Source organism: Xanthomonas bonasiae (genome assembly GCF_014836395.1).
Lineage (GTDB): Bacteria > Pseudomonadota > Gammaproteobacteria > Xanthomonadales > Xanthomonadaceae > Xanthomonas_A > Xanthomonas_A bonasiae.
On the sequence record NZ_JACSQX010000004.1, the window covers coordinates 180735 to 205417 of the forward strand.

Annotated in this window: 12 protein-coding genes; 3 read left to right on the forward strand and 9 right to left on the reverse strand. The window is 70.4% G+C overall.

Annotated features, from left to right (window positions below; translation table 11 throughout):
• Positions 1-879 precede the first annotated feature (879 nt).
• The 9 genes from H9658_RS07740 to H9658_RS07780 all read right to left on the reverse strand — a co-directional run bounded on the left by H9658_RS07740 (position 880) and on the right by H9658_RS07780 (position 18626).
• Positions 880-1578: a glycosyltransferase gene (locus H9658_RS07740; RefSeq protein ID WP_179570748.1), complete on the reverse strand. Its 699-nt coding sequence runs from the start codon at positions 1576-1578 to the stop codon at positions 880-882.
• The gene (locus tag H9658_RS07745) at positions 1575-2171 is read right to left on the reverse strand and encodes a class I SAM-dependent DNA methyltransferase (RefSeq protein ID WP_191824954.1); all 597 of its coding nucleotides are present in this window, start codon (positions 2169-2171) and stop codon (positions 1575-1577) included. Before H9658_RS07745 ends, H9658_RS07740 begins: the two co-directional genes overlap by 4 nt.
• A complete protein-coding gene (locus tag H9658_RS07750; RefSeq protein ID WP_191824955.1) occupies positions 2168-2929 on the reverse strand; it encodes a PIG-L deacetylase family protein in 762 nt (253 codons plus the stop codon). Before H9658_RS07750 ends, H9658_RS07745 begins: the two co-directional genes overlap by 4 nt.
• Positions 2917-3897 carry an acyl-CoA dehydrogenase family protein gene (locus tag H9658_RS07755; protein ID WP_225209816.1) on the reverse strand — a complete coding sequence of 327 codons (981 nt, stop codon included), beginning with the start codon at positions 3895-3897 and terminating at the stop codon, positions 2917-2919. Before H9658_RS07755 ends, H9658_RS07750 begins: the two co-directional genes overlap by 13 nt.
• 223 nt (positions 3898-4120) lie before the next feature.
• Positions 4121-5284, reverse strand: coding sequence for a zinc-dependent alcohol dehydrogenase (locus tag H9658_RS07760; RefSeq protein ID WP_191824956.1), 1164 nt, complete (start codon positions 5282-5284; stop codon positions 4121-4123).
• Between the two features lie 186 nt (positions 5285-5470).
• A complete protein-coding gene (locus H9658_RS07765; RefSeq protein ID WP_225209817.1) occupies positions 5471-5695 on the reverse strand; it encodes a hypothetical protein in 225 nt (74 codons plus the stop codon).
• Positions 5692-14463 (reverse strand): GH36-type glycosyl hydrolase domain-containing protein, encoded by an 8772-nt coding sequence (locus tag H9658_RS07770; RefSeq protein WP_406848112.1) that lies wholly within the window; start codon positions 14461-14463, stop codon positions 5692-5694. Before H9658_RS07770 ends, H9658_RS07765 begins: the two co-directional genes overlap by 4 nt.
• 386 nt (positions 14464-14849) lie before the next feature.
• A complete protein-coding gene (locus H9658_RS07775; protein ID WP_179570743.1) occupies positions 14850-15593 on the reverse strand; it encodes a FadR/GntR family transcriptional regulator in 744 nt (247 codons plus the stop codon).
• A 105-nt stretch (positions 15594-15698) separates the two neighbouring features.
• Positions 15699-18626: a TonB-dependent receptor gene (locus H9658_RS07780; RefSeq protein ID WP_191824957.1), complete on the reverse strand. Its 2928-nt coding sequence runs from the start codon at positions 18624-18626 to the stop codon at positions 15699-15701.
• A gap of 281 nt (positions 18627-18907) precedes the next feature.
• On the opposite strand from H9658_RS07780, the gene H9658_RS07785 reads away from it, so the two are divergent.
• Genes H9658_RS07785 through H9658_RS07795 form a run of 3 tightly spaced genes read left to right on the forward strand, consistent with a single transcriptional unit; the run spans position 18908 to position 24656 of the window.
• Positions 18908-21103 (forward strand): polysaccharide lyase 6 family protein, encoded by a 2196-nt coding sequence (locus H9658_RS07785; protein ID WP_191824958.1) that lies wholly within the window; start codon positions 18908-18910, stop codon positions 21101-21103.
• Positions 21100-23343, forward strand: coding sequence for an oligoalginate lyase (locus H9658_RS07790; protein WP_225209818.1), 2244 nt, complete (start codon positions 21100-21102; stop codon positions 23341-23343). Before H9658_RS07785 ends, H9658_RS07790 begins: the two co-directional genes overlap by 4 nt.
• Positions 23340-24656, forward strand: coding sequence for an MFS transporter (locus tag H9658_RS07795; protein ID WP_179570740.1), 1317 nt, complete (start codon positions 23340-23342; stop codon positions 24654-24656). The genes H9658_RS07790 and H9658_RS07795 overlap by 4 nt, the downstream gene beginning before the upstream one ends.
• The last annotated feature ends 27 nt before the right edge of the window (positions 24657-24683 follow it).

Below are 24683 nucleotides of genomic sequence, written 5' to 3' on the forward strand. Positions count from 1 at the left end.
CGGTTTTGGTTTGCGGCGGCGGAAGCGCCGGACCGCAGAGGTAGCTCCCCCGGCAGAACGTAGTACGGCCTCCCGAGCCCCCCTGCACCCGCCCCCCCCCATCCGTGTCATGGCCGTAGCGGCGGTCCGGCCCCCGTCCTCTCCGGAGCCGACGAACGGCGTTGCCGGCATCCGAAATCGGGACGGATCCGGGCGCCGCACATCGCCCTGTCTAATTTTTCGCCATGTCTCTTGACAGTCTTGTGGCACGTGGCCGCGATGGGCTTATCCACACCCTTATGCAGAAGTCATCCACACCCCTTGTGGACAACCTCGCGCTCGCCGGCGCAGCTGGCGCCATGAAGCAAGTGATTGAAAAACAAAAGAAACCACTTGGCGCCTATTGACAAACGCGGAACCGCGCCCGGGCCGGCTGCTGTCCCGCAACAAACCCGAGACAAAACTTATCCCGAGGCCTGTCCGCTGCGGGCGCGGTTCCGCGTTCCTGGCTGAATGCGCGTTGCCCTGGCCGTGCTCGTGCCCTGCGCAGGCGGTCGGGTCGTCGCCGTCATGAGACGGACATGGGGGCGGATCTGGCTATGCTCCGCCGCTGTTCCCTTCTCCCACCGGGAGAAGGTGCCCCGCAGGGGCGGATGAGGGTTCGCGCGAAGCCTCGTGCGCCCAAACTCCGCGAGTCGCTTCGCGCCGGACCCTCACCCCAACCCCTCTCCCGGGGGGAGAGGGGCTACGGCCGCTCCCTTCTCCCCTCGGGAGAAGGTGCCCCGAAGGGGCGGATGAGGGTACGGGCGCAGCCTCGTGCGCCCAAGCTCCGCGAGTCGCTTCGCGCCGGACCCTCACCCCAACCCCTCTCCCGAGGGGAGAGGGGCTATGCACCTCGGCTCAAGCCAGCACGTCGCCACCGGGCGTGGGCAGCAGCGATTCGGCCAGGCTGCGCTCCATTTGCTTCAGGTAATCGCTGAAGCCGCCGCGCGCACGCGCCACGCGTCGGGCGCTGGTGACCACCACCGGCTGCGCGCGGCGTGCGATCCGCGCATCCGCGCGCACCATCGCCTCGACCAGGGCCACGTCCTCGTGCGCGGCCAGCGGCAGGAAGCCGCCGCAGCGCCGGTACAGGTCGGCGCTGAGCCCCAGGTTGGCGCCATGCACGTGCGGGTGGTCGTCGCGGCGGCATTCGCCGGCGCGGTAGGCATCGCGCATCGCGCTGTCGTAGTCGTCCCAGTCGCCGACCGTGACGATGCCGCAGAACGCGTCGCTGGCGCAGTCCAGTTGCGCCGACAGCCAGTTCGCCGGCACCACCGAGTCGGCGTCGGTACAGGCCAGCCAGCGCGCGCCAGCGGCCAGCGCGGCCTCGGCGGCGGCGGCGCGCGCGCTGCCGACATTGCCGGACTGCAGCACGATGGCCTGCGCGCCGTGCGCGGCGACGATGCCGGCGGTGCCGTCGCTGCAACGGTCCAGGGCGACGAACACCTGCACCGCCTCGCCGCGCAGGCCGGCGCATTGCGCCGCCGTCGCCACCGAGCGCAGGCAGGCGCCGATCAGCCGTTCCTCGTCGTGTGCCGGAATCAGAACCGCGATCACCGCAGCCGCTCCGCGGCCGCGACCGAATATGGGGTGGCGCTCCAGGCCTCAAGCAGCACGTCGTCGTCCTGGTAATGCAGCAGGCGCGGCAACTGCAGGGTCTGCGCCAGGCAGGCGTGCACGGCGCGTCCGTCCATGCACGCCTGCGCGAACGGATGCAGCCAATGGCAGGCGACCAGCACGCCCTGCTCGGTCAACGAGGCGCGCAGGCGCTGGATGCAGTCCTGCAGCAGCGGCAACGGCAGGTAATAGCCGACCTCGCTGAACACGATCAGGTCGAAACGGCCCGGCGGCCAGCTGCGCGGATGCTCGGCCTGCTGCACGCGCACGTGCGCAAAATCCGCATTGCGCTGTGCGGCCAGGGCCACCGCACGCTCGGACAGGTCGGTGGCCAACAGCGCCTCGCAGCGCGGCGCCAGCGCCGCGGTCAGTTCGCCATTGGAACAGCCCAATTCCCAGGCGCGCGCGAAGCGTGCGCGCGGCAGGCTGGCCAGCAGCAGCGCGCGCTTGCGCGCCTCGTACCAGCGTTCGCGATAGCCGAACGGGTCGTCGTCGCGGTAGATGTCGCCGAAATACTGCTGCACCGCGCTCATGCGACAAAGACCTCGAAGCGGCGCGCGAAACGTTCCAGCACCGGCGGCGGCAGGATCGGCGCCGGCACTGCCGGTTGCGCGGTGCCCAGCTGCGAGGCGAAGCACCGCAGCGCCTGTTGCTTGGCTTGCCAGTCGGCGTCGTCCAGCGCGTAGCGGACCGCGCCAGGCAGCGCCTGCTGCGGCGCGCCGGCGTCCATCCAGTGCCAGGCCCAGACCGGGAATTCGGCCATGCGCGCATCGCAGGCGGCGACGGCGCGCAGCACCGCCCGCGCGGTGGCTTCGTGGTCGGGATGGCCGTCGTGGCGCCACGTCGTCAGCACCAGATCGCCGGCGTGCAAGTGCGCGTGGATCTGTTCGGCGACCACGAATTCGCGCTGGCCGACCTGGCCGTCGGCGATGCGCAGGTGACAGATCGCATCGGCGTCCAGGCCCAGGCACTGCGCGGCGGCGGCCAGTTCGGCGCGGCGCACGTCGCGCAGGCGCTGCGGCGTCCAGTACGGATCGTCCGGATAGCAGGCTTCGCCATCGGTCACCGCGATCAGGCACACCGGCATGCGCAGCCGCCGCGCACAGGCGACCGCGCCGCCGCAGCCCAGCGCTTCGTCGTCCGGATGCGGCGACACCACCACCAGCCGGCGTGCGCCGGCGAGCAGGTCTTCGATCCGGCGCTGCGGCAAGCCCGCCAGCCACGGCGAGCGCTGCCACGCCGACTCGGGCGTGCCGTCGCCGTGGATCTGCGCCGCGCTCACAGCCGCCATGGCTGCACCTGTTCGGCCAGCGCCTGGCCCAGCGCCGCCCAATCGTGTTCGGCATGGCTCTGGCGCACGAACACCGCCAGGTCGGCGCAGCGCATGGCGTGTTCGCGATCGCTGCACAGCGGCGCCGGGCCCAGCGCGCGGCCGACACGATCGAGCACGTCGCTGGCCGCCCGCTCCACGAACGAACGCAAGCGGACCACCGCGTGCCGGTGATCGTGCTCGGGCGCCGCGTCGATCGCTGCGGCCAGTTCGCGCAACAGCGCGCGCGCCGCGCCGAGCTGCTGGTCGATCGCGCCCAGATGCATCGCCGCATGCGCATCGCGCTGCAGCTTGGGATGCGCGCGCAGGCGCTCGGCCACCGCGGCCGCCGCGCCGAACCAGCAGGCGGCGATGCCGGCGCCGCCATGCCAGAACCCCGGACGCGCCAGATACTCGCCCGGCGCGCCGATCGCGCTGGCCGGCACCGCATCGAACGTCACCGGCCCGCTGACCACGCGCGCCATGCCGACCGCCGCCCACGCCTGCGTATCGATGGCGATGCCGGGCTGGCGCAGTTGCACCTGCGCCAGCTGCTGGCGGTCCTGGTCGTGCGCGGTGAGCAGCGCGCAATCGACCAGGCCGGCACCGGAGCACCAGGCCTTGCGGCCGTGCACTTCGCCACGCCCGGCATCAATGCGATAGGCCAGACGCGCATCCGGCGCTTCGGCGGCCCACACCGCGAACAGTTGCCTAGGCGCGGGCGGTGCGGCGCCCAGCTCGGCCAGGATCGCCTGCGCGTCGTAGTGCGCCTCCAGCACCTTGGCCAGGCACACGTCGGTTGCGGCGATCTCGGCCAGGATCCGCCAGCGGTCCAGGGTGTTGCCGGCGCCGGGCAGCGGCAGCTGCGGATAGCGTTCGAGCACGCGCAAGGCGGCACTGCGCAGATCGCAGGCGTCGCCCAAGGCGGCAGGGGAAAGCAGTTCGGTCAAGGACGTCTCTCTGGAAATTCGGCAATGGCACGGCGATGGCCGCGATGCGGTGCGCGATAGGCGCGACGAAGGCGTTGCCGCGATCACAACAGGCGCGGCGCCCACGCAGCGTGTGCACGCCACGCGGCGGCGTGCACATCGATAAAGAGTTCATGCACGGCGCCGCTGGCCTCCGCCGCCACCGACTCCACGGAGCGCGACGGCGGCGGAGCGACGCGTCGCGTTACGGCGTCAGGATCACCTTGCGGCAGTCCTGTTCCTTCTTGTCGAAGATCGCATAGCCGTCGGCGGCCTGCGCCAGGCTCATCCGATGGGTGATGATCTCGTTCGGCTTGAGCCGGCCTTCGCCGATATGCTCCAGCAGCTCCGGCAGGAAACGCTGCACGTGGGTCTGGCCCATCTTGAAGGTCAGGCCCTTGTCGAAGGCGTCGCCGAACAGGAAGCCATGGATGAAACCGGCGTACACGCCCGGCACGCTGACCGTGCCGCCGCGGCGCGTGGCGGCGATGCACTGGCGCAACGCGGTGCCGCTGCTGCCTTCCAGCTTCAGCGTGGCCATCACCGTTTCCACAGTGCTGCCCTTGGCCTCGAAGCCGACCGCATCGATGCTGGCATCCACGCCGCGGCCGTCGGTCTGGCCGACGATGATGTCGGCCGGATCGTCGATCTGTTCGAAGTTGAGCGGGATCACGCCATAGGTCTTCTGCGCGAAATCCAGCCGGTACTGATAGCGGTCGACCATGAAGATGCGTTCGGCGCCGAGCATGCGGCAGCAGGCGGCGGTCATCAGCCCGACCGGACCGGCGCCGAAGATCGCCACCGTGCTGCCCTGCCCTACGCCCGCGTTGAGCGCGGCCTGGTAGCCGGTGGGGAGGATGTCGGACAGGAACAGCACCTGCTCGTCGTGCAGCGCGTCCGGCACCACCAGCGGTCCGACGTTGGCCTTGGGCACGCGCACGTACTCGGCCTGGCCGCCGGCGACGCCGCCGTACAGATGGCTGTAGCCGAACAGCGCCGCCGGCGGGCGGATGCCTTTCTGGTTCAGCGCGGCGCCCTTGCCGGTATTGGTGGTCTCGCAGGCGGCGTATTCGGTCAGGCGGCAGTGGAAGCACTCGCCGCAGGCGATCACGAACGGGATCACCACGCGGTCGCCCTTCTTCACCCGCGTCACCCCGGGGCCCACGTCTTCGACCACGCCCATGAACTCGTGGCCGAGCACGTCGCCGCTGTGCAGGTCGGGAATCTTGCCGCGGTACAGGTGCAGGTCCGAGCCGCAGATCGCGGTGGCGGTGACCCGCAGCACGATGTCGTCGGCATCGACCAGGACCGGATCGGGAACGGTTTCCACGCGCACGTCCTTGGTGCCGTGATAGGTGAGAGCTTGCATCGGATGGTGTCCTCTTGCGACGGCGTGGAGCGCAGTGTTGCCGCAGGCGACGTGCAACCAGGGTGACCATGCCGTGAGGCCAGTGTGGCGAGATCGGCGCAGCGCCATACGCCGCGGCGCTGAGGGCTGCCACCGATTGCCGGGCGATCCGCACGATGGCGTGCGCTCACCGAGCGACAACGCGGCTCAGTGCGGCAGCAGCCGCGTATCGATCGCGTGTTCGGCGAGCATCGCCGCCAGTGCCTGGCGTGCCTGCACGCGATCGTCCGGGTCCGCCGCATCCAGCAGCTCCTGCGCGAGCGCGCTGAATTGCGGCCAGAACTCGTCCGGATGGCGCAGATGCGCGGTCCATTCGGGCAGCATCGCCGCCATATGCGCCAACGCCGCCTGCGTTTGCGCGCGCGTGTTCATGCCGGCGCGCGCGGCTGCCGCCATTGCACGCGATGCGTCTTGCCGTCGTCGGCCAGCGCGATGCGCCCATCGCGCTGACGCACGCCGTCCACGAACAGGCCGGCGCTGTCGGCAGGATCGGCGGCATCGCCTGCCTGCTCCGCTGCGTGCTGCAGCAGTTCGATGTGGTACGTGCTGCCGCCATGGCGGTACTGCAGTTCGCAGCGCTCCCAATCGGCCGGCAGGCACGGCCGCAACTGCAGGCTGTCGCCTTCGCGCTGCAGGCCGAGCAGCGATTCGACCAGCAGCCGGTACATCCACCCGGCCGAGCCGGTGTACCAGGTCCAGCCGCCGCGGCCCACGTGCGGCGCCACGCCGTAGACGTCGGCGGCGAGCACGTAGGGTTCGACCTTGTAGCGCTCGTTGGCCGCCGCATCCAGGCTGTGCTGGATCGGGTTGATCATCCGCGCCAGTTCCCAGGCGCGTTCGCCGTCGCCGAGCCGGGCGAAGGCCATCGCCGCCCACACCGCCGCATGCGTGTACTGCCCGCCGTTCTCGCGCACGCCCGGCACGTAGCCGCGGATGTAACCGGGATCGTGCTCGATGCGGTCGAACGGCGGCTCCAGCAGCTGGATCAGGCCGGCGTCGCGCTTGACCAGATGCCGGTCCAGCGCCGCCATCGCCTGCCGCGCGCGCGCCGGTTCGGCCGCGCCGGACAGCACCGACCAGCTCTGCGAGATCGAATCGATGCGGCATTCGGCGTTTTGCGCCGAACCCAGCGCAGTGCCGTCGTCGAACCACGCGCGCCGGTACCAGCCGCCATCCCAGGCATGCGCCTCGAGATTGCCGCGCAGCGCATGCGCCGCCGCATCGCACTCGTCGGCGAAGGCCGCATCCTCGCGGCTGCGCGCCAGCGCCGCGAACTGCTGCAGCACGTGGTACAGGAAGAAGCCCAGCCACACGCTCTCGCCCTTGCCGCCCTCGCCCACCCGGTTCATGCCGTCGTTCCAGTCGCCGGTGCCGATCAGCGGCAGGCCGCGCTCGCCGAGCAGGGCCATGCCGCGGCGCAGCGCCTGCACGCAGTGCGCGTACAGCGGCGCACGCTGGCTCGACGGCGCCGGCAGGTCGTAGTACGACTCCTCGTCGGCGCCGACGGCGCGGCCTTCGATGTAGCGCACGTCTTCGTCGAGCACGCCGCGGTCGCCGGTGACCTGCAGGTAGCGGCACGCCGCCAGCGGCAGCCACAGGTAGTCGTCCGAACAGCGCGTGCGCACGCCGCGGTCCTGCGGCGGATGCCACCAGTGCAGCACGTCGCCCTGCGGGAACTGGTGCGCGGCGCTGGCCAGCAGATGCTCGCGCGCCAGTTCCGGGGTGGCGTGGACCAGCGCCATCATGTCCTGCAGCTGGTCGCGGAAACCGAACGCACCACCGGACTGGTAATAGCCGCTGCGCGCCAGGTAGCGGCAGGCCAGGGTCTGGTACGGCAGCCAGCCGTTGACCAGCAGGTCCACGCTGGGATCGGGGGTCTTCACCTGCAAGCCGCCGAGCAGTTGCCGCCAATGGATGCGCACCGCGTCCAGCGCGTCGTGCGCGGCGTCGCGGCCGCGCATGCGCCGCGCCAGGTCCACCGCGGCATCGCGGTCCTTGCCGGCGCCGAGCCGGAACACGGTCTCGCACTCGGCGCCGGCGGCCAGGCTCAGCGGCACCTGGATCGCCGCGCACGGATCCAGCCCGGCGCCGAGGCGCCCGGACAGGCGTTCGCGGCGCAGCGCCTGCGGGTGGGCCATGTCGCCGTTGCGGCCGAGGAATTCGTTGCGGTCGCCGGTGCAACTGCGCGCGGCCGCATCCACGTCGAAGAACGCGGTGCGCGCGGCGAACTCGGCGTTGTACGGATTGCAGGCCAGCAGTGCGCCGTGCGTGCCGTCCTGCTCGCTGACCACGTGCATCTGCGATTTCACCCGCAGGTCGCCCAGCACCCATTCCACATAGCCGGTCGCCGACAGGCGCCGGCTGCGCCCGGACAGGTTGCGCAGCTTCAATACCGAGAACTTCACCGCTTCGTGCAGCGCCACGTACACCCACAGCTCGCTGGCGATTCCGTCCTGCACATGCTCGTAGACGCTGTAGCCGAAGCCGTGGCGGGTACGGTAGTCGCCCTCGCCGCGGCGCGGCAGCGCTTGCGGCGACCACACCCGGCCGCTGTCTTCGTCGCGCAGGTAGAACGCTTCGCCGCAGGCGTCGGCGACCGGGTCGTTGTGCCAGGGCGACAGGCGGAACTCGTGCGCGTTCTCGAACCAGGTGTAGCCGGCGGCGCTTTCGCTGAGCACCGTGCCCAGCTGCGCATTGGCCAGCACGTTGGACCACGGCGCCGGCGTCGGCGCGCCCTCGCGCAGCGCCACCAGGTATTCGCGGCCGTCGGCGGCGAAGGCGCCGGTGCCGTTGTCGAACAGCACCTCGCCCTGCGCCGGCGCGAACGGCCACGGATCCTCGTGCGGGTCGCCGCTGGCGGCCGCGAACGGCGCCAGCGCCTGTGCTTGCTCCTGCGCCTCGGCCAGCGCGGCGGCCGGCAACGGCACCAGTTCCGGCATGCCGCGCGGCGGCGGCAGGTGCCGGCCGATCTGCGCGGCCAGCGTGCCGCGCTGGTCGCTGACGATGACCCGCGCCACCACCTGCAGCAGGATGCGGTCCTCCTGCGAGATGTTCTGCACCGGACGCACGAAGATGCCGCCGGGGCGCTCCAGCACGCTGGCGTCCGGATCGGCCGCGACCATGCCCAGGATCTGTTCCTGCAGCTGTTGCCGGTAGCCGCTCTGGCTCTCGTTCCAGATCACCAGGTCCGCATGCAGGCCCTTGAGCCGCCAGTACGCATGCGCCTGCACCATCTGCCGCACCAGTTCGATGTTGTCGGCATCGCCGATCTGCAGTAGCGCGATCGGCAGGTCGCCGGAGATCGCATGGCCCCACAGCCCGGACTGGCCGCGCCGGTTCTGCAGCAGCAGTTCGCTGTCGGCGCGCAGCGCCGGGTTCACGTACACCATCAGCCCGGCCAGGCGCTCGTACAGCTGCGCGTCGGCCTGCGAGGCGTTGATCTGGCGGCGCACCACCTGGCTGTGGGTCCAGGCCAGGTCGAACACGCGGTCGGCCAGGCGCCGGTCGCGGTACTTGTCGATCAGCGCCATGCACGCGGCACGGTCGCCACCGACGCCGTAGACCATGTCGATCATCGCGGTCTGCTCCGGCGCCAGCTCGATCCGGCAGCGGATCGCGACCACCGGATCGAGCACCGAACCGGCGGTGTCGGACAGCGCCGCATCCCGGCTCAGCGCGCGCGGGGTGCGCGCCGTATTGCCGCGGCCGAGGAAGCGCGCGCGGTCGGTCTCGTAGGAAATCGCGCCGATGTGCGCGTCGTGCACCGCCACCAGATGGAACATCCACGGCGCCACCTCGTCGTGCGCGCGGGTGCGCCGCGTGCACAGCAGCGCCTGCGTGTCGCGGGCGATCTCGGTCTGCACGAACAGGTTGCTGAAGGCCGGGTGCAGTTCGTCGGCGATGGCCGGCGCCAGCACCACTTCGGCATAGGTCGTGATCTCGATGGTGCGCGGCTGCCGCGAACGGTTGCTGACCCGCAGGCGGCGCAGCTCGATGTCGTCCTCGGCGGAGATCGCCACTTCCAGGTGCGTATCGAAGCCGCGCTTGCGGCCGCGGAACTCGGCCTTGGCGTCGGAGAAGATCGCTTCGTAGTGGTCCACCGCCACGGCGGTGGGCTGGTAGGCGGCCGACCAGTAGTCGCCGCTGTCCACGTCGCGCAGGTAGCAGAAGCTGCCCCAATGGTCGCGGGTGGCGTCCTCGCGCCAGCGGGTGATGGCCATGTCGCGCATGCGGCTGTAGCCGCCGCCGGCGCTGGTCAGCAGGCCGTGGTAGCGGCCGTTGGAGAGCAGTTGCACCGCCGGCCGCGGCGCGCTCGGATCGCGGAACACGCGCAGCTGGGTCTCGTCCTCGCGCGCGTCCTGGGGGCTGCGTGCGGCGCCGTCGGCCTCCTGCGGATGGAACACGCCCACCCGCGGGATCCGTTCCTGCAGCAGCAGCAAGGTGGCCTGGAACTCGGCATCGGCGGCGAAACGCTTCTGCATCGGCTGCTCGCGCAGCAGATGGTCCAGCGCCAGCAGGCCCATGCCCTGGTGATGCGCCATGTACGAACGGATCAGCGCATGGTCCTGGCCGGGCGGCACCCGGCTGGGGGTGTAGTCGATCGCCTCGTGCAGGCCGAAACGGCCGCCGAAACCGGACTCGGCAAGCCGCTGCAGGTTGGCGCAGGCCGCTTCCGGGGCCACCATCAGCGCCATCATGCTGGCGTATGGCGCGATCACCAGATCGTCGCCGAGCCCGCGTTTGAGGCCCAGCCCGGGCACGCCGAACGCGCGGTACTGGTAGTTCATCCGCGCATCGACCGCGTTGTAGCCGGATTCGGAGACGCCCCACGGCACCGCGTTCCGCGCGCCGTGCGCGATCTGCGCGTTGACCGCATGCACGGCGGTCTGGTCGAGCAAGGTGTCGGCATAGCTGGGCATCACCAGCTGCGGCATCAGGTATTCGAACATCGAGCCGCTCCACGACAGCAGCGTCGCTTCGCCGTCGACCTCGGTGAGCTGGCGCCCGAGCGCGAACCAGCTTTCCTGCGGCAACTGGCCCTGGGCGATGGCGACGAAGCTGCACAGCCGCGCCTCCGACGCCAGCAGGTCGTAGTAGCCCTGGTCCAGGCGCCGCTCGTCGACGTTGTAGCCGATCGCCAGCAGGCGCCGCGCCGGATCGTAGAGGAAGCCGTATTCCATCAGCGACAGTTGCCCGGCGATATGCGCCAGGCGCTCGAGCTGGTGGATGCGCGCGCGGGCGCGCTCGGCGGCCTCGGCGTTGCAGGTCTGCGCGGCCAGCGCGCGCAGCGTCGGCAACGCCGCCTCGGTCGCCGGCAGGCACGCGTCGTCGCGATCCGGCACCGTCGCCCACGGCGCGAATTCGTGCAGTTCCTGCTGCGCCGCGTTGCACGCGTCCAGCAGGACCTGCGGCCAGTGCGGCGCCAACGCGTCGGCGGACTGCTCCGTAGCGGCGGCCGGCGGCGGCCAGCGCTCGGCGATCGCGGCCGCCTGCACGGCCAGCGCAGCCAGTGCGTGCCAGGTCTGCGGCAGCGACTGCGGCGGGACCGCGCACAGCGCCTGCAGGCGCTGATCGACGTCGTGCAGCGCCGCATGCGGCACCGCCGCTGCGGCTGGATTGTCGTGCGCGGCCTCGCGCAGCACGCCGAACGTGTCGGCCAGCCCGTCGAAGGTGGCCGTGGCCAGCAACGGCGCATCGCACAGCGCCAGCAGGCCCTGGCGCAGGGTCAGCAGATGCCCGGCCAGGTTGCCGCTGTCCACCGTCGACAGATAGGCCGGCGGCAGCGGCAGCAGGGTCTCGGTGTCGTACCAGTTGTAGAAATGGCCGCGATGGCGCGGCAGCGTCTCCATCGTCGCCAGGGTCAGCCGGGTGCGCTCGATCACCCCGCCCGGCTGCAGGTAGCCCAGGTCGTAGGCGGCCAGATTGCCGAGCAGGGCCAGGCCGATATTGGTCGGCGAGGTGCGCCGCGCCACCACCAGTTGCGGATGTTCCTGCACGTTGTCCGGCGGCAGCCAATGGTCCTGCGCGCGCACGTGCACTTCGAAGAACGCCCAGGTGCGGCGCGACAGCCGGCCGAGGAAGGCGCGCTGCGGCGGCGCCAGCTGCGCGCGGCGCGGCGCGGCAGAATGGCCCATCCACGCCATCACGGCCGGCGCGACGATCCACAGCGCCAGGATCGGCGCGGCGACCCACAGCGCATGCGGCTGCCGCCAGGCCAGCACGGCCAGCAGCGCCAGCGCGCACAGCGCCGACGGCGCCATCCCGCCCAGCTCCGCCGCATTGCCGCGACCGAGGCTGCGCGCCACGTCGCCGGATGCATGCCATTGCAGCAGGCGGCGCCGGCTGACCAGCATGCGCCACAGCGTGCGCACGATCGCCGACGCCGCGTAGCCGGCCTCGTACGGCAGGCACGCCAGCGCCACCAGTGCGCGCTGCAGCTGCGTCGCCCAGGCCTTGCCCAGCGTGCCCAGGTGCATGCGCCAGGCCATGTCCACCGGCTTGGCGACGATGTCGTGCAGCGCCGGCACCACGATCGGCAGCGCGAACAGGCCCAGCAGCCAGGCGGTCCACGCCGCCGGCCGCGGCAGCCACAGCCAACCGGTCGCCAGCAACGCGGTGGCGGCGATCGGCACCAGACTGCGGCGCAGGTTGTCCAGCAGCTTGCCGCGCGACAGCGCCGAGAGCGGATTGCGCCGGTAACGGCCGGCGGCGTCGGGCACCCACGGCAACAGCCACGGCAACAGCTGCCAGTCGCCGCGGATCCAGCGCGCGCGGCGCTTCACGTCGGCCGCATAGCGCGCCGGGTAGTCCTCGAACAAGCGCACATCGCTGACCAGGCCGGCACGCGCGTAGCAGCCTTCCAGCAGGTCGTGGCTGAGGATGCGGTTGTCGGGCAGGCGGCCGTCGAGCGCCTGCTCGAACGCATCCACGTCGTAGATGCCCTTGCCGACGAACGAGCCTTCGCCGAACAGGTCCTGGTACACGTCGGACACGGTGCGCGTATACGGGTCGATGCCCGGTTCGCTGCCGAACAGGCGCGCGTAGCGGGTGATGCGATGGCCGCTCATGCTGCTGCCCACGCTCGGCTGCAGGATGCCGTAGCCGCGGGTCACCCGGCCCAGCGCCGGATCGATGCGCGCGCGGTTCAGCGGATGCGCCAGGGTCGCGACGAACTCGCGCGCCGCGTCGCGCGGCAGCCGCGTGTCCGCGTCCAGGGTGATCACGTAGCGCACCTGCGCCAGCAGCGCGGTCGCGCCGATCGCCGCGCTGAAATCGGCATCGGCCGCGCCGCCGCGCAACAGCCGGTTCAGCGCCGCCAGCTTGCCGCGCTTGCGCTCGTGGCCGATCCAGGCGCGCTCGCCGGCGCTCCACAGGCGCGGGCGGTGCAGCAGGAAGAAGCGGTCGCCGCGTTCCGGCGCATAGCGCTGGTTGAGCCGCGCGATGTGCTGCGCGGCGTGGTCGAGCAGCGCCGCGTCGCCGGGCAGCGTCGCCTGCGCGGCGTCCAGGAAATCGGTCAGCAATGCGAAATGCAGCTGCACATCGCGATTGGCCAGGAACCGCACTTCCAGCGCTTCGGCCAGTTCGTCGATCGTGGCCGCGTCGCTAAGCATGCTCGGCACCACCACCAGGGTGCGCGCGCCCGCCGGAATGCCCTTGGAAAAGTCCATCCGCGGCAGCGTGCGCGGCGCCACCAGCAGCGTCGCCGCCCAGTTGACCAACGCCACGCCCAGTTCGCTGAACACCAGCACGCCCAGCAGCGCGGTCGTCGCCCACAGCCATGCCGGCACCGTGGCCAGCGCATGCAGCTGGGCCAGCAATTTCCAGCTGCCGAACGCGGCGATGGCCGCGATCGGCAGCAGGTACGCCGGCAGCGGCAGCGTGCGCCGCGCCACGTGCGGCCGCCGACGTGCGCGCGGCAGCGCGGCGATCGCCGCCGGCAGGTCGCGCTGGCCATCGTCGACCAGGTAGTAGCCGACATGGCGCCGGTCGTCCACGGCCGCCGCCTGCGCCAGCTGCAGCACGCACTCGGCCACCGCGTCCTCGCTGGCGCCGCTGCGCCGTGCCAGCAGTTCGACGCTGTGCCGGTAGCTGTCGCGGGTCTGGAAGTCCATCTGCGCGTAGGTGCCGTGCGGATCGCGACGCAGGTGCGCTTCGACCGCGCTCAGCTCCTCGACGAAATCGCGCCAATCCAGCGTCGCCAGCAGACGCAGGCTGGCGATGCTGTTGCTGATCGAGACCTGGTCGGCCGCCTGCTGCTGGCTCTCCGCATGCACCATCTGGTCGATGCGCTGGCCGCCGTCGGCCAGCCACTGCTCGACCCAGGTCACCGGCATCGCCAGCACCCCGCCGCGCCCGTGCAGCCCGCGTACCAGTTCGGCCACGAACGCGCCGGACAGCGGCGGCTGCGAGCGCGCCATGTCCGCGACCACCAGCACCACGCTCTTGGGGTCCTGCACGGCAGCGGTATTGAGCCGGTCGGCCCAGTCGCTGGCCAGGCGGTGGTCGATGCCGTCGCGCATCACTCGCGCCGCGACCCGACGCAGGTTTTCCAGCAGGCCCAGACGCAGCATGATCGGAATCGCCCACAGCTCGCCCAGCTTCAGCGGTGTCACCGTCTGGTAGGCGGCGATGAAGCGGCTGGCCATGTCGGCATCGATACGGCCGTCGCCGTGGGCGATCGCGTCCATCGACAGCGCATAGACGCGCGGCAACCCGGCCGACGCGCCCTGCGCCAGCGCCGGGAGCTGGCGGCTGTAGCCGGCGGGCAGATGGCGCCGCGCGATCAGGATCTGTTCTTCGACCAAGTAGAAGTTGTCCAGCAGCCACTCGCCGGCCGGCGTGACGCGGATGTCGTCGCGGACCATCGCCGCGAGCATCGCCAGGGCGTCGCGCAGCACGTCCTCGTTCTGTTTCAGCCGCGCCAGCAACACCTCGGGACTGCGTCCGCCGCGCACCCGGTGACTACGCGCCAGGGCTTCGCCGTGCGCGGCCATCTGTTCGGCGCTGAGCAGTTGCGCGCGCAGCGGCTCCTCGGTCAGCGGCCGCATGCGGCCATGCTGCAGGAACATCGCGCGCACGCCGGAGAGGCCGCGCCGATAAGGAAGCAGCCGTCTACGCAACGCACGCCAGGGGGACGCCATGATGATCCAGAGGGGCCAAAGAGCCCGCTTGGCTTCATGCTTAACAGGCGCGGGCAGCGCCAGGCGTGAATGCGAGCAGCGCGGTGCGCGCGATTGACCGCCGTGCTTGCGTCGCTGCGCGAGACACAGCCGCGCTGCGGTTGACGCTGCGGTCGGCGCACGGCGCGCCGATGGCGTTCAGGTGCTGATGACTGCGCCGTCGCCGCGTGGCGCAATGGGCCGCGATTGCGGCGCGATTGCGCAACAGGCGGACGCCGCAAGGCGAGGCGAACACGTCCCGGCGATGGCCGATGGCGGCGGCAACGACGCGCCGCGCACGCATGCGCGGAAGCGCATCACGCCGCAGCGCCGACACCGGCTGCGCTACGCCGGCAGCGGCGCCCGGCTCAGATCCGCGTGGTGGCCAGGAAGCGCTCGCGGTCCTGCTGGGTGCGGCGGCGGATCTCGGCCAGGGCCTGGCTCTCGGTGGCTTCCAGCATCGACTCGAACAGGCGCTGGAAGTGATTGCGCATCGCGTTGCGCGAGGCCGCCGGATCGCGCGTCTTCAGCGCTTCCAGGATCGCGGCATGCTCGTCGGTGCGGGTCGCATCGTCCTGGTGGCAGACGTGCGCATACACCTGGCGCACCCGCGGCAGTTCGTTGCGCATGCGCCAGATCAGGTGGATGCAGTATTCCACCACCGGATTGCCGGACAGGCGCGCGATCGCCAGGTGGAAGCGGCGGTCGTATTCGCCGGCCATTTCCTCGGTGGTGGCCGGATCGGACATCGCCGTCACCAGGGTCTGCAGTTCCTCGATGTCGGCATCGGTCAGGCGCCCGGCCGCTAGCGCGGCGGCTTCGGCCTCGATCACCGTGCGCGCGGCGGTCAGGTCGAAGGCGGTGACGTCGGGCAGCGCGCCCTGCGCATCGATCGGACGCGGCCGCACGTACACGCCCGAGCCGGTCTTGATCGCGATCCAGCCCTGCGCTTCCAGCGCGATCTCCGCCTCGCGGATGGTCACCCGGCTCACCCCGAACCGCTCGGCCAGATCGCGCTCGCCCGGCAGCCGCGAACCGGTCGGGAATTCTCCCGATTCGATCAGCGACAGGATCTTTGCGGCGATGGATTGGTAGAGGCGGCTTTCGGACATTCGCGCTAAGGACCCGTCGGTGAATTCCACAGCGGTGCCGGGACGACGCGCCGGCGCCTGCTGCGGCTCGAAAAACGGCGCGACCCGGGAGCCGCGCCGCTGCGTTCAGAACTTGTATCGTACACCGAAATATGCGCGCCGCCCGTAGCTCACGTACTCGCGGAAGTTGCCGTAGACAGGCTGGGATGCGACGCGCGGTTCGTTGGTCAGGTTCATCAGTTCCAGCGACAGCGACAGCTGCTTGGTGACCCGGTAGCGCGCGCGGAAATCCACGCTGGTGTTGTCGTCGTAGTAACGGTTCTGCTGCGCGGTGTTGCCGGTGAAGTCCTGGTAGTACTTGGAGCGGTACTTGCCGATCGCCTGCATGTCGAAGCGGCCCAGTTCCCAGTACAGCGAGCCGGACAGCACATGCCGCGAGAAGCCGCTGAGCCCGGCCGGGGCCACGATCGCCGGGATCACCGTGCCGGTGACCGCATCCACCTGCTCGCCCAGGCGCGGATCCTGGGTCTCGTAGTCGGTGTCGGCGTAGTTGTAGCTGAGCTTGAAGCCGAGCCCGTCCAGCGGTTTGGGCAGGTAGGAGAAGCGGTGCGCGGCGCTAAGCTCGAAGCCGGTCAGCGTGCTCTTCTTGTCGGTGGTCACCTGGCGCGGCACCGGCACGGTAACGCTCTGTCCATCGACCACGAAGGTCTCGTCGAACAGCGCGGTCTCGGTGCCGCCGTTGAACTGCTTCCAGTACACCGCGCCGGCCAGCATGCTGTCCTCGTTCGGATACCACTCCAGCGACACGTCGCCGTTCCACGACATCAACGGCTTCGCCTCCGGGTTGCCGGTGGCGGTGATGCCGGCCAGCGCTTCTTCCAGGCTGGTGAAGTTCTCGGTGCCGGTGAGGTTGACGTTGCGGCCCGAGCCCAGCGCGGCGATGTCCGGACGCGACATCGCCCGGTAGCCGGCCAGGCGCAGCAGCAGGTTGTCGCGCAGTTCGAAGGAGGCATTGGCGCTGGGCAGCAGCTTGTCGTTGCCGGCCTTGGCGACCAGGGTCTGATAGCGGCCGGTCGGCTGCAGGCGCAAGGTGCCGGCGCCGTTGTCGATCAGGTCCAGGTCGGCGCGCACGCCTTGCGAACGCACGTCGGTCTTGACCCAGCGCAGGCCCATGTTGCCCGACACCGGCAGCCCGAACAGCGTGCTGCGGAAGTCGGCCATCAGGAACAGCGCCTTGGTCTTCTCCACCACGTCGACGTTGTTCGGATCCATGTAGTCCGGGTCCACGCCGGTGGCGCTGCTGCCGCGGAACGCTTCGTACAGGCAGCGCGGATCGAAGTAGGCCCAGCTGGAGATGGTGTTGCCGCTGGCCGCGTCCAGGAAATCGTCCTGCGGGAACGCCGCGCGGCAGGCCTGGTTGGCGGCGACGATCTGCGCGCGCCCGGCGCCGCTGGAGGCGATGTCGGTGGTGATGGTGTTGTCGAAGTAGCGGTAGTCGGCCTGGCTGGCGCGCAGGCCGAAGCTGAGCTTGGTCAGCAGGCCGTCCTCGGGCAGGTAGCTGACGTCGAACCGCCCGGCACGGATGCGGTGGTCGTTCTTCTCCTCTTCGGAGGTGACCCGTGCCGCGCCGGTATAGGCGTCCCAGTCGTTGACGTCGAACGCCGGATCGAGCGCGATGCTCGGCACGTCGCCGCGGTTGTCCCAGTCGTAGTTGACGTAGCCAGTGGCGCCGCTGCTGATGCCCGGCACCACCGCGTTGTTGACGTCGCGGGCGTTGGCGCGCAGGCGGGTCATGCGCTGGGTGTCCTCGCGCACGGTGTGCGAGTAGGACAGGTCGGTGGCGATCTCCCAGGCCACGCTCGGGCGCAGCACGATGTTCAGGCCGCCGCCGGTGTATTCCTCGTTGCGGTCGTACAGGGTCGAGGTGGAATCGATCGAGGTGTTGCCCGAATAGCTGCGCAGCACGCCGTTGTCGTCGACCTGCCGATCGACGATGCCGCGGCGGGTGTTGGACAGGCTCAGGTCGGAACGCTTCTCGTGCCAGTTGCGGTCGGTGTGCTCGTAGTCGACATTGACCTCGAGCACCTCGTTGGGTTTCCACTGCACCGCGGCGAACTCGGACTGGCGGTCGTTGCGCTCCTGCTTGAGCCGGTAGATGCGGCTGCTCGGCACCAGGTAGTACGGCGCGCCGTTGGCGATGGCGTTGGCGCCGACCTCGGCGCAATTGGCGTTGCGCACGTTCTGGGTGCCGTCGCAGGCGTACCAGGTGGAGCCGCTGGTCATGCTCTCTTCCGGATCGGTGCCGTCCAGCGCCTGCAGGCCGATCGACACGCCGAGCTTGCCGCCGTTGGCGAATTCGAACTGGTCGATGTAGCTGGCGGTGCCGCGCCAGCCGATGCCGTCCTTGTCGCGGTACTTGCTGTCGTACTCGGCCCAGCTGCCGCGCCCGTCGAACTGGATCGCGCGCTTGCCGTAGTCCAGCGGCTTGACCGTCTCCAGGCCGATGGTGCCGGCGACGCCGCCTTCGATCAGGTCGGCGCGCTGGGTCTTGTAGATGGCCACGGTGTTGATCAGTTCGGCCGGGAACATGTTGAAGTTCACCGAGCGGTCGCCGCTGCCGTTGGTGATCTCGCGGCCGTTGAACTGGGTGCTGCTGAGGAACGCGCCCAGGCCGCGGATGGAGATCTCCGAGGCGCCGGTCTTGTCGCGGGTGGAGGCCGCGCCAGTCAGGGTCTCGATCGCGTCGGCCAGCGACGGCGCCGGCAGGTCGCCGATGTCCTCGGCCGAGAGCACGTCGGAGATCACCGTGTCGTCGCGCTTCTTGTTGATCGAGGACTGGATCGAGCCGCGGATGCCGGTGACCTGGACCTGGTCCAGCGTCGTCGCCCCGCTTGCCGGCGCCGGCGCCGTGGCGGTCGTGGCCGCAGCGGCGGGCGGCTCCTGCGCCCAGGCCGCGCCGCTGGTCAACGAGGCCGCGATGGCGCACGCCAGGACGCTGCGCAACGAACGCGCGCCGGCGCGCTTGGCGGACGGGGCCGCATAGGGGTGCCGCATGGTCTCTCCTCCCGAGTGAACGCCGTAAGGGCTACGACTTGGGAGCGGAGCCTTCACCGGTCCCCGACCAATGTCAACAAATTGGTAGAAATATCCGTCCAGGCCAATTGGTACGTGCAATTGATCTTATTTTATGTGCGCTTGCAGCACGAATTCCGCGCCAAACTACCTTTCCAGATAAATGATTTTTGGTATGCAGATCTGGTTGACGAGCGTTCGACCTCTGCTACCATCCGGCCCACGGCGGCGCCGCCACGGCACGCATCGAGAGGAGGCAGACCATGGCATCGAACGCCCCGTGCAACCGCTTCGCCCTGCTATTGCTCGCCCTGGCCGCCGGCCAGGCCGATGCCGCCGACATCCTCGTCGCCACCCCGGCCGAGTACCGTGCCGCCACCGGCTCCCTGCAACCCGGCGACCACGTGATCCTGGCCAACGGCGAGTGGCGCGACTTCCAGATCGTGTTCGCCGGCACCGGCACCGCCGCGCAACCGATCCGCCTGAGCGCGCAGACCCCGGGCCAGGTCATCATCACTGGCCAGTCCAATCTGCGCATGGCCGGCGCCTATCTGGTGGTCAGCGACCTGGTGTTCCGCGACGGCTACAGCCCGACCGAGGCGGTGCTGTCCTACCGCGTCTCCAGCAAGGAGCGGGCGCGCCACAGCCGCATCACCCGGGTCGTGGTCGACCGCTTCAACCAGCCCGAGCGCAGCCGCTCGGACAACTGGGTGGCGATGTACGATAGCCACAACCGCTTCGACCATAACCAGCTGGTCGGCAAGAACAACGCCGGCCCGACCATGGTCGTGGTCCGCGATGCGGTGCAGGGCCTGGACAACCGCCACCGCATCGACCACAACTGGTTCGGCCCGCGGCCGAACCTGGGCGCCAACGGCGGCGAGACCCTGCGCATCGGCACCAGCAACGACGCCAGTTCCGATTCCAACTCGCTGGTCGAGAACAACTGGTTCGAAGGCTGCGACGGCGAAGTGGAGATCGTCTCCAACAAGTCCGGCGGCAACACCTACCGCGGCAACGTGTTCAAGCGCTCGCGCGGCGCGCTGGTGCTGCGCCACGGCGACGGCAACCTGGTCGAGAACAACGTGTTCTTCGGCGACGGCAAGGACGACACCGGCGGCATCCGCGTCATCAACCGCAGGCAGACCGTGCGCAACAACTACCTGGAAGGGCTGGCCGGCGACGGCTATTCGGCGGCGCTGAGCATCATGTACGGCGTGCCCGATTCGCCGGCCAACCGCTACGTGCAGGTGCAGCAAGCGCTGATCGAGCACAACACCTTCGTCGCCGGCAAGCAGCTGTTCTTCGGCGCCGGCAAGGACGACGAACGCACCGCCGCGCCGATCGACAGCGATTTCGCCGACAACCTGATCGTCGCCGAGCACGACCCGGTGCGCGTGCTCGGCGACCTGTCCGGCATCGCCTTCGCCGGCAACCTGCAGAGTCCGGCCGCCTCGCCGCGGCTGCCTGGTGGCGTGACCGGCCGTACGCTGACGATGACGCGCGCCGCGACCGGCCTGCTGGTCGCGGCGGACGCCGGCGGCATCGGCGCCGACCCTGCGCTGACCTATGTGCCGCGCGACGACGTCGGCGTGGCCTGGTATGCGAAGGAGACGGTGCCGGTGGCGCTGGACAGCGGCCGCCGCCAGCGCGTGCGGCCCGGCAACGACACGCTGGCGCACGCGGTGGCCGCCGCCGGTGCCGGCGATCGCCTGCAACTGGACGCCGGCCGCTACCAGGTCGACCAGGTGCTGGCGCTGCGCCATCCGCTCAGCGTCGAAGGCCCGGCCCGCGGCCAGGCGCAGATCGCGTTCTCGCGCGCCACGCTGTTCCAGATCGAGGCCGGCGGCGCGCTGAAGCTGGCGCGGCTGCAGATCGACGGCAGTGCCGCGCCGGACGAAGTGGGCAATGCGGTGGTCCGCACCGCGCCCGGTTCCAATGCCGCCAACTACGACCTGATCGTCGAGGACAGCCGCATCCACGGCCTCACCGTCAACCGCGGCTTCGACGTGATCGCGCTGGGCAAGGGCACCCTGGCCGAACGCATCGCGCTGCGCCGGGTGGTGGTGGAAGACGTCTCCGGCGCGGTGCTGTCGGCGCATGCGGAAACCGACGACCGCGGCACCTACAACGCCGCGTACGTGGAGATCGCCGACTCGCAGTTCCGCCGCATCGGCGGGCCGGCGGTCGATCTGTACCGCGGCGGCCGCGACGAGAGCACCTTCGGCCCGGTGTTGACGATCGACCGCTCGCGCTTCGAACGCGTCGGCGGCGCCGATGCGCCGTCGCTGCGCCTGCACGGCGTGCAGCGCACCTTCCTGCGCGACAACCACTTCATCGACAGCGCCGCGATCAGCGACGTGCGCACCACCGGCACACCGCACCTGATCGCCACCCGCAACCAATTCCTCGGCACCCCGGCCCTGCCGGCCGATGCCGGCGCGGAGCCTTTGCTATGACCCGATCCACTCGCCTGATGCTGCTGGTGCTGGCCGTCGCCGCCAGCGCGCCCGCCGCCTGGGCCGCGCCTGCCGCGACGCCCGCGGCCCGGGCCGCGAGCGACAATGCCGCCAGCGACGCCGCCCCGGTGCTGGTCACCGCCGCGCAATGGCGGCAGATGGCCAGCGATGGCGCGCGCTATCCGCTGTTCGCGCGCGAGCAGGCGCGCGCCGAAGCCAGCCTGCGCAAGGCGATGCAGGCCGGCATCGACGTGCCGCTGCCGAAGGACCCCGGCGGCGGCGCCAGCCACGAGCAGCACAAGCGCAACTACCAGGCGATCCAGGCCGCCGGCGCGCTGTACCGGCTCACCGGCGAGCGCGCCTACGCCGACTACGCGCGCGACCTGCTGCTGGCCTACGCCACGCTGTACCCGACCCTGGGCGCGCATCCGGCCGGGCGCGGCCAGGTGCCGGGCCGGCTGTTCTGGCAATCGCTCAACGACTCGGTGTGGCTGGTCTACGCCGCGCAGGGCTACGACGCGATCCGCGACAGCCTCACCCCTGCCGATCGCGACACCATCGACCAGCAGGTGTTCCGGCGCATGGCGCACTTCCTGTGCGACGAGAGCGCGGACAACTTCGACAAGATCCACAACCACGCCACCTGGGCGGTGGCCGCGGTCGGCATGACCGGCTACGTGCTGCGCGACCGGACGCTGGTCGACAAGGCGTTGCGCGGCAGCAGGCAGGACGGCAACGCCGGCTTCCTCAAGCAGATCGATCAACTGTTCTCGCCCGACGGCTACTACGCCGAAGGCCCCTACTACCAGCGCTACGCGTTGGCGCCGTTCGTGCTGTTCGCCAGCGCGATCGAACGCAACCAGCCGCAGCAGAAGATCTTCCAGCGCCGCGACGGCGTACTGCTGAAGGCGGTCGATACGCTGGTGCAGAGCAGCTACGCCGGCTACTTCTTCCCGATCAACGACGCGATCCTGGACAAGGGCCTGGACACCGAGGAACTGGTCGCCGGCCTCGGCATCGCCTACGCGCAGACCCACGACGCGCAGCTGCTGTCGATCGCGCAACGCCAGCAGCGCGTGCTGCTGACCCCCGAGGGCCTGGGCGTGGCCGTGGCGCTGGCGCAGGACAAGGCCAAGCCGTTCGCGTTCAGCTCCGCGCTGCTGCGCGACGGCGCCGACGGCGATCACGGCGCGCTGGCGATCCTGCGCGCCGGTGGCGAGGACGGCCAGACCCTGGTGATGAAGAACACCTCGCAGGGCATGGGCCACGGCCACTTCGACAAGTTGAACTGGCTGTTCTACGACAACGGCCAGCGCGTGGTCACCGACTACGGCGCGGCACGCTTCCTCAACGTGGAAGCCAAGTCCGGCGGCATCTACCTGCCGGAGAACACCAGCTGGGCCAAGACCACGGTGGCGCACAACACGCTGGTGGTGAACGAGCGCAGCCACTTCGATGGCGACTGGCGGGTGGGCGAGGACTACGCGCCGACGCCGCTGCTGTTCGCCCGCGACACCGACACCCAGATCGTGTCCGCGCGCATGGATCACGCCTACGAAGGCGTCAGCTTCACCCGCACCCAGGCGCTGCTGACGCATCCGGATCTCGGCCTGCCGATCGTGATCGACCTGCTGCGCGTGCACGGCGCCAAGCCGGCGCGTTACGACCTGCCGCTGCATTTCAACGGCCACATCATGCAGGTCGGCTTCGACGCCAAGCGCGCGCTGGCCGAACGCCCGGTGCTGGGCAAGGCCAACGGCTACCAGCACCTGTGGGTGGACGCGAGCAGCGACGCGTCGCCGGCGCCGCGCAGCCTGAGCTGGCTGCTGGACGGGCGCTTCTACACGTATCGCTTCAGCAGCAGCGCGCCGTCGCGCGCGATCCTGGCCGAGAGCGGCGCCAACGATCCGGACTTCAACCTGCGCCGCGAACCGATGCTGCTGCAGCGCGTGGACGGCCAGGCCGACGTGAGCTTCTTCGGCGTGCTGGAACCGCACGGCGAATACAACGGCACCGCCGAATACGTGCACGGCGCCGACAGCCGCATCCGCGCCATCGCCCGCGTGCGCGGCGACGATGCCGAGGTGATCGTGCTGACCCTGGCCTCGGGCAAGACCCTGGCGCTGGCGGTGGCCGACGATGCCGCCGCCGAGCGCGAACACAGCGTGCAGGCGCAGGGCCAGCGCTACACGTGGCGCGGCGGCTACGCGCGCTTCGACCGCGCGGCGGGCGGCAAATGAGCACGCCCATGTCCGGTGCAGGCGCGGCAAGACCAACCAAGCGCAGCGCGGTGCGCTGGATGATCGTGGGCCTGATCGCGGTGGCCACGGTGATCAACTACATCGACCGCAACGCGCTGGCGGTGATGTGGCCGGCGATCTCGCAGGACATCGGCGCGACCAAGGAAGACTACGCGCTGCTGGTGACCATCTTCATGCTGTTCTACGCCGCCGGCCAGTTCGTGTTCGGGCGCCTGTTCGACATCATCGGCACGCGCATGGGCTTCGCGCTGTCGATCGCGGTGTGGTCGATCTCGATCGCGCTGCATGCGCTGACCCATTCGATCGTCTCCTTCAGCATCGTGCGGGCGATGCTCGGCATCAGCGAGGCCGGCGCCTGGCCGGGCGCGGTGAAGGCCAACGCCGAGTGGTTCCCGGCGCGCGAGCGCGCGCTGGCGCAGGGCATCTTCAACGCCGGCGCCTCGATCGGCGCGATCGTGTCGGCGCCGCTGATCGCGCTGCTGTTCCTGTGGCTGGGCTGGAAGGGCACCTTCGTGCTGGTCGGCGCGCTCGGCTTCGTGTGGCTGCTGCCGTGGCTGGTGATCTACCGCGCCGGCCCCGACAAACACCCCTGGGTGGATGCCGCCGAACGCGCGCTGATCCTGGACGCGCCGGCCGACGGCAGCGCCGCGGACAAGCCGGCCTACCTGCCGAGCCTGCGCCAGATCATGTCGCACCGGCAGAGCTGGGGCATCGTGCTGTCGCGCTTCTTCATCGACCCGATCTGGTGGCTGTTCGTGTCGTGGCTGCCGATCTACCTGGCCGAGACCTTCCATTTCGACATCAAGCAGATCGGCGCGTTCGCCTGGGTGCCGTTCGTCGGCGCGATGCTCGGCAGCCTGTCCGGCGGCTGGCTGTCCGGGCGCCTGATCGCGGCCGGCTGGAGCGTGGATCGCGCGCGCAAATGGACCATCACCCTGGGCGGCGCAATCATGGCCCCGGCCCTGCTCGGCGCGGTCCTCGCCGCCGATCCGACCATCGCGGTGCTGACCATCGCCGCGGTGCTGTTCGGTTTCCAGATCGCGATCGGCAACATCCAGACCCTGCCCGGCGACCTGTTCGACGGCAAGTCGGTCGGCTCGCTGGCCGGCATCGGCGGCATGGCCGCGGTGGCCGGCACCCTGATCACCACCTGGCTGGTGCCGGTGATGACCGCCCACTCCTATGCGCCGATGTTCATTCTCGTCGCCGCGCTGGTGCCGGCCTCGCTGGCCGCGCTGTGGCTGGTGACCGGCCGCATCGAAAAACTCGACGATCCCGCCACCGGCGGCTGATCGCATCCCCTTTCCCCACAACGCAAG